Source organism: Mixta mediterraneensis (assembly GCF_030283135.1).
In the GTDB taxonomy this organism is placed as follows: domain Bacteria; phylum Pseudomonadota; class Gammaproteobacteria; order Enterobacterales; family Enterobacteriaceae; genus Pantoea; species Pantoea mediterraneensis.
Genome location: NZ_JASUAZ010000081.1, coordinates 1 through 6514, shown reverse-complemented (window position 1 = coordinate 6514; position 6514 = coordinate 1). Strand labels below are relative to the sequence as shown.

Below are 6514 nucleotides of genomic sequence, written 5' to 3'. Positions count from 1 at the left end.
GTACGCCAATGGCCACGTTACTTGATGGAAAACGGGTCTGGGCAGAAAAGAATCTGAACCAGATTTAATCTGACAGACACCTGTATAAATAACCGGTAACTGTCAGATCAGGTCTGAGCTAGTACACTTCACTTTAGCCCGGCCGCTGCGTGTTCAAGAGCCGCAAGCTCGTCTCCTCCCCCGTTCGCACTCTCTCCGGCGCGCTTACTCCCGTCGCGCCTCCGCTCATGCTTCGCGTCACCGCCGTCCGTAATCCCGCCTCCGTTCGCTTGCGCTGCGGCCTCGTCACCGCTCCTGAACACTCCGCTTTTCGCCGGGCTGTCATTCAGTCACGGCACAGGCCGGAACTGTTAACCACCCTGACTGCGGAGATTTCTGATGAATACTGCCACCCCTGCTTTTGAGTCCGCGCGCGTCCTTGACGGCTATGCGCGCCTGCGTTTTCTTCCGGCACTGTTTGGCGACGATTTCATGCGCGCCGAAAACAACGTGTATCTGTACGCCGATCGTTTCCTCGCGGACTACGACGGCGGCGTGTGGGATTTTGCGTTGCTGCCGTCCGGCGGTGGCTTTATGAAGCCCGCCGCAGAGGAAACCTGGCGTTTTGTTAACCCGGCAAATCACAGCGATGTGCGCCTGAGCAGCGAGGCGGCGGGCATCGTGATCACTTCACTGGTGCTGAACCACCGGAGCTGGATGTATGACCGTCACGATGAGGGCGAGCTGTGCGCGCTCTACTGCCGCCGTCATCGCCAGCTGACCGATTACGCCTTCGAACACCCGGAAGCCGCCGCGATTTTTCGCGCGCTGGACTGATTAACCCACGGGGCGGCACAGGTCGCCCCGTTAACAGGAGAAAAAGCATGATGCACGGGAACGTTAAAGAAGTTTGCACCCACCTGATCGAATCATTCGGCGAGGACTGCTCGGTTGCGGTACTGGTCTGGACGCTGGAAGACGTGCTGGACAGCGCGGAATGTATGGGTATCACAGAGAAAGAGGCGGGCCGGGAGCTGGAGTATATCGCGGAGGATGGCGACCATCGCCGCTATGGCATCGGGCGGGAAGAGGTGCGGGACATGCTGGCAAACCTGCGCGAGGAGGAGGCACAGACGCGGGAGGCCACGGTGTCCGCCACCGCGCTGGCGCAGGTGCAGCGCGTGGCGGGCGATTATATGCGCCTTGAGGATGTGCAGGGCGGTGAGGGAACGGCAAAACGCCTCTGGCCACAGGAACATGAGGCCATCAGAGCGATGATGGCCGCACTGGAAAGATAAGCCGGGGCAGGGCAGGGAAGCCCGCAGCCCCTTTCCGGCCGCGAAAAGGCCCTGCCGCCTCCGGCGGCCTGCGGGAGACCCGCGCCTGCCGGCGCTGCTTTCCGCACCCACTGGTCTGTCTGTCACACAGCGCTGATGATGCAGTTAAGTCGGTTTTTATGCAGCGAACCGGGTTTTTGAGTCGGGTTTTTCTCAAATCGGCTACTGTTTTCTTTTGTTGATTCAGTCAGAGATCAAACCAGAAAACCTGACTTCGCGCCACCTCCGGCTCCCCGGCAAGCCGGGTCGTCGAGCCCTACGTCGCTAAGCGGCAAGCCGCCAAGCGCCGCCGAACCCCTGCGGGTTTCGTCCGCGAGCGGTTTCGGTCTGATGTCCTGGTTCAACGGCTGCTGTCGGCTGCGCCGTCGCTTTCACCGTCCCGGCAAAACCCGCCGGGCCTTTAAGGCCAGCCCGCGGAGCGGTCTGAAACGTCCCTTCTGACGCTCCTCTGCTTTCCGGCCAGCCCTTGCGCTGGAGGGCTGGTCGTAGCACCGCCGGTTCAGGCAGAAAGGGGTAAAATGCACGCCGCCAGAAACTTTTCGCCAGGGTCCGCAAAAACTTTCTGTCGTCGCCCCTTTATGCCCTCACTTCGTCGTTGCTCCTTTGCCCTTTGCCGCGAAAGGGCAGACCGGGAAGAAGAAACCTGCGTCAGAGAAGGTCTTTTTCGGGTCCGCAGCGACAGCTGCATTTACTCAGCCGGATTTAAGGAGCCATGCCATGCAAAACACCCTCGTAAACGTCACCCCTGATGCGACCACCGACCGCGCACCGATCAGCGCCGCCGGGGAAGTCATTTCAGACACTTTTTTTGCGCCCGTTGAAACCGATCTGATTGATGGCCTGCTGGGCCGTTATAACTTCCTGCGTGCGAAGCTGAATGACCTGTCAGTATCAATTCGCGGCGGGGAAAATCATGAGGCCGTGGCGCACTTTCTAAGAGGCAACCTCCACGGCAGCCGGGGCTACCACGTGCCGCCCGTGTCTAAGTTGTTCGATCTGCCCGGTGCGCTGGCGTCACTGAATGCCGATTTCTGGCAGCAGGCGCTGAGCCTCACTGACGTTTACGAGTACATGCCCAATGACCGACGCAACGAGTGGAACAATCAGATCCATGAGATGAAAGCGCCGGATTTTGAGGAAAACGCCGTGCGTGCGACGCTTTCCGAACTGCTTTTCTCGCGTCAGAAATTTTTCTCAGAGCGCGTTGACGGCATTTTCCGCAGCCTGTCGCGCAGCCACGTGACCAACCGCCCGGAAGGCTTCAGCAAGCGCATGATCATTGAATGCATGTTCGATCAGTGGGGCATGTGCAACTACGACCGCACCGGCTACGTGGACGACCTGCGCAAGGTGATCGCGAAGTTTATGGGGCGCGATGCGACCGGCCTGAACACGACCAACAAAATTCTGAAAATCGCGCGCGATCGTTCGGGTGAGTGGGTTGCCATCGACGGCGGCGCGTTGCGCATTAAAGCCTTTCAGAAAGGCACTATCCATCTGGAAATCCATCCGGATATGGCCTGGCGTCTGAATGACATTCTGGCCTTCCTGCACCCGGCCGCCATTCCTGCAGAGCACCGCCAGAAGCCGCGCACGAAGCCGAAAACCTTTGAGCTGCACACAAATCTGCTGCCGTTTTCCGTGCTGGGCGTACTCAGCGACCTGCAGACAGAGCGCACCGAGCCAGTGCAGCGCAACCGCTGGGAAGAACCGCGCCCGCCTGTGACGACAAACCCCTTTAACCGCCGCTTTAAGGGCTATTCGGACGAGAACCCGGCTGCGCGCGCGGAAGCGGAAAAAGTGCTGATGAGCCTGGGCGGCGTAAAGATGAACATTAACGCCTTCACCTGGTTTGAATTCGATTATGACCCGACCACGGCGCTTGAAGATATCCAGCTTTCCGGCGCGCTGCCGGAGCAGAAAACACACCAGTTTTACCCGACCACGGGCGAACTTGCCGCGCAGCTGCTCGACGAGGCGGACATCCGCGAGGGTGAAACCTGCCTGGAGCCGAGCGCGGGCATGGGCGGCCTGGCCGACCTGATGCCAAAGGCGCAGACCACCTGCGTGGAAGTTTCGCCGCTGCACTGCCGCGTGCTGGAGGCCAAAGGCCACAACGTGATTGAAGCTGATTTTCTGGCGTGGGCGCAGACGACGCCGCAGCGGTTTGATGTTGCTGTGATGAATCCGCCATTCAGCGAAGGCCGCGCCGTGGCGCACCTTAACGCGGCGGCGGAACTGGTGAAGAACGGCGGACGCCTGGCGGCCATCCTGCCCGCCGGCAGCGACCGGAAAAACCTGCTGCCGGGCTGGGACTGCAGCTGGTCCGCGCCGATGGAGGGCATGTTTGCGGGAACCGGGGTTCGAGTGGTGCGCCTCATGGCGTACAAGCCGGAATAAATCCGGCCCGGCTGGCAGGGGCGACCCTGCCGGATACCGCACCGGCCTGCTAAGCGGGCCGGGAAAATGAACCCCGAGACAGAGCAGAACATCATGACCCATGAAGAGAAATTCACGCTTAACACCCTGCAGACCTTTACCGGCTACGATTTTGAAGCCTACCGCCACCGGGGCGAAGCGTTTCGCCAGCGCCAGAGCGGTGCCGTGCTGAACGCGCTGCAGCTGCCGGACAGCTGGCGCACAGACTGTGAGATGCGCGGCGAATGGGGCGGAGCGCATCCGGTTCACCTGCGGCTGACCCGTGCCGATGTGGCCGGGCTTGTCGTCGAACTGGTCAGCCCGTCGTCAGATTCTCCGCTGTGGTGCGCGGTGCTGACGGATGCCCACACCCGGTCGCGGGTCCCGCTGAGCGTCAGCTATCACTTTGAACCTGCAACGCTTCGCACCACGCTTGAAAAAATCGCAGAGTACACGCGGGCGGGCTTCACGGGTGACGGTGAGCTGGTCGCCGCGCTTCGGATGGGAGGGCACGCCGCATGATCCCGAAATCACACGCACTGGTCACCCTGTTGCCGGAACGTCAGGCCGCCCTGCAGGCCATCGCGGCGGTTGAGCACGCGCAGCAGCGTGGGACAAGGCTGGCCCGCCATCCTTACGCCGCCGCGTTTATGAAGCAGCTGAGCGGCAGGAGCCGCGTCAGCGTCCGGGCAATGAACCGCATCCGGGGTATTTACCTGCGTCCGCGCGAAAAACGCGCGCCGCTGCCGGAGTGGGAAAGCGCCCTGGATGCGTTTCTCAGTACGGCGGGTGAGGTGTGTCCGCTGCCATTGCCGGGCGAGCTGGCCAGCACCCTTTTTCCAGAGGCGGTTTTCCGCCGCGCAGAGCGTGCAAAACATACAGCCGAAAAGAGCGTTAACCACGTTACCCGGCGGGAACGGCAGGCGGCTGAGTACCAGGAACGCCAGCTGGAGAACCGCATCCGGCAGGCTGAAACCGAACTTGCTTTCCGCACGCCGGAAACGCTGCGCGGCTGGTTCGCCGCCTGGCGTGACAGCGTGCCGGGAAATGACCTGAAGAACATGATCGCCGCGTGGGCGCGGCGCTTTCCGTCGCTGAACGACCTGGAAACCCTGCAGCCGTATGCCGGAGACGTCGCCTGTGAAGTGGCGGGAAAAATACATCTGCGATCGCTGCACATGGACAGCACGCAGAAGAACATGAATCACTGGCTGGTACCAAACAAGCTGACTGCCCGGAACATCCTTTCCCGGGATGGTAAAAAATAACAATGCGGAGTGTTTCGCGTGGCGAAACATATGTTATACTGTTTCTTAACAGGAAACGCGGAGCCGAAAAGTGATTAAAAGCTGGAAGCACAAAGGATTACAGAAGCTGTTTGAAAAAGGTGATATCAGCGGCGTGCAGGCAAAGGACGCTGAACGCATCCGGCTTCGTCTGCTGGTCATCGATGAGGCGCTTTCCACGGATGAATTCAGAAACTATCCTGGCTTTCGTTTTCACCCCCTGAAGGGCGACAGGAAAAACCTGTTTTCCATCACGGTCAGGGCTAACTGGCGCATCACTTTCGAATTTACAGACGGTGATGCCTATATTCTCAACCTGGAGGACTACCACTGATGGCCATGTTCAATCCCCCGCATCCGGGCGGCCTGATCACCGAGTACATTGAAGATAACAATATCGGCCTGCGTGTGCTGGCGAAAGAGCTGGGCGTGTCCGCCTCGGCGCTGAGTAAAGTCGCCAGCGGTAAGGCGTCGGTCAGCCCGGAAATGGCGGTGAGGCTGGAAGCGGGGCTGGGCATTGCGGCGCGCCTCTGGTTATCGATGCAGGCCGCCTGCGACCTGCACAAGGCGCGAGAAACCACGGACGTTTCTGGCGTGCACCTGCACCCGGGCGTGATGGCGGCTTCCGCTCAGGACCGGCCAGGCAAGTAAACGCCGCTACAGTTACCTCCACACCGCGCCGTCTGGCGCGGTTTTTATATGCGTTTTCAGTACGCCCCGGGAAGTCAACACCACCGCCCTGCGGGCCGGGAAAAGCCGGTGCTGTCGCACCGGCCGTGTCCGTCCTGCTGTGTATCACCATCATGCGAATATCTTTATCAGGTATGTTAATGACCCGAACAGAGGTCTGTTCACGCCATCGTTAGAACCTTTTTAAAATCAACAGCAACAGCAACAGCAACAGCGTGGTCGGGTAGCAGCGGCGCATTACTGCGCCGCCGCCCCCTAAGAACGGTACGTGCAAGTTTCCCCGCATACCGCTCAAGCCTTTATAAATGCCCGCTATGGGCACCGGCTTCCCTGCTGTGTAACTGACGGTGGCAGTTGGGGTGTAGCAGCTCAAGATTAGACATATCGTCGCCCCCGCCCATAACCTTCCTGAACCGGTGGTGTATATTCCAGCCTGTCTGGTTGGTGATGAGTTGTCTGCAACGAGGGCAGCACTTACCCTGACGTTTCCACAATGCCGCCACGGTTTTCATCTTCTTCAGTTTACCGGTCCAGATCAGGTCCAGACGGCGTTCGAAGTAGATTTCCATACCGGGTGAATAAGGGGTTGCATCGCCTCTGATCTTGATATGGCGTTTGATTGGCGTATCCATCGCCCGGGTGAGATGCAGTGTTTTACCCTCCGGGGGCGCTGCGCTGAACTGCCAGCGCCTGTCCCAGAACGTGAAATACTTATCTGCAACCCAACGGCGGCCTTTACGTGTATGCCGTCGTTTACACCATTGCCATATTACCCGCCAGATTTGGGTATCGACGTAATTAAAG

8 protein-coding genes are annotated in these 6514 nt (G+C 59.8%); 7 read left to right on the top strand and 1 reads right to left on the bottom strand.

Going from position 1 to position 6514, the window contains the following annotated elements; genetic code table 11:
* Nucleotides 1-378: 378 nt before the first annotated feature.
* The 7 genes from QRY16_RS21280 (at nucleotide 379) to QRY16_RS21250 (ending at nucleotide 5671) form a co-directional block, all read left to right on the top strand.
* Nucleotides 379-816, top strand: coding sequence for an antirestriction protein (locus QRY16_RS21280; RefSeq protein WP_289777977.1), 438 nt, complete (start codon nucleotides 379-381; stop codon nucleotides 814-816).
* Nucleotides 817-863: 47 nt separating this feature from the next.
* Nucleotides 864-1277: a hypothetical protein gene (locus tag QRY16_RS21275; protein ID WP_289777976.1), complete on the top strand. Its 414-nt coding sequence runs from the start codon at nucleotides 864-866 to the stop codon at nucleotides 1275-1277.
* Nucleotides 1278-2033: 756 nt separating this feature from the next.
* Entirely contained in the window at nucleotides 2034-3716 is a 1683-nt protein-coding gene (locus tag QRY16_RS21270) for a DUF4942 domain-containing protein (protein WP_289777975.1), read from the top strand.
* Between the two features lie 66 nt (nucleotides 3717-3782).
* Entirely contained in the window at nucleotides 3783-4256 is a 474-nt protein-coding gene (locus QRY16_RS21265) for a conjugation system SOS inhibitor PsiB family protein (protein WP_289777974.1), read from the top strand.
* The gene (locus QRY16_RS21260; RefSeq protein WP_289777973.1) at nucleotides 4253-5002 is read left to right on the top strand and encodes a plasmid SOS inhibition protein A; all 750 of its coding nucleotides are present in this window, start codon (nucleotides 4253-4255) and stop codon (nucleotides 5000-5002) included. Before QRY16_RS21265 ends, QRY16_RS21260 begins: the two co-directional genes overlap by 4 nt.
* A 70-nt stretch (nucleotides 5003-5072) precedes the next feature.
* Nucleotides 5073-5354: a type II toxin-antitoxin system RelE/ParE family toxin gene (locus QRY16_RS21255; RefSeq protein WP_034830883.1), complete on the top strand. Its 282-nt coding sequence runs from the start codon at nucleotides 5073-5075 to the stop codon at nucleotides 5352-5354.
* Nucleotides 5354-5671, top strand: a complete 318-nt coding sequence (locus tag QRY16_RS21250; RefSeq protein WP_058973959.1) for a HigA family addiction module antitoxin — start codon at nucleotides 5354-5356, stop codon at nucleotides 5669-5671. Before QRY16_RS21255 ends, QRY16_RS21250 begins: the two co-directional genes overlap by 1 nt.
* Nucleotides 5672-6009: 338 nt before the next feature.
* On the opposite strand, the gene QRY16_RS21245 is transcribed toward QRY16_RS21250, so the two are convergent.
* Nucleotides 6010-6514, bottom strand: a 505-nt coding sequence (locus tag QRY16_RS21245) for an HNH endonuclease (RefSeq protein ID WP_289777972.1), incomplete at its 5' end; no start/stop codon positions are given.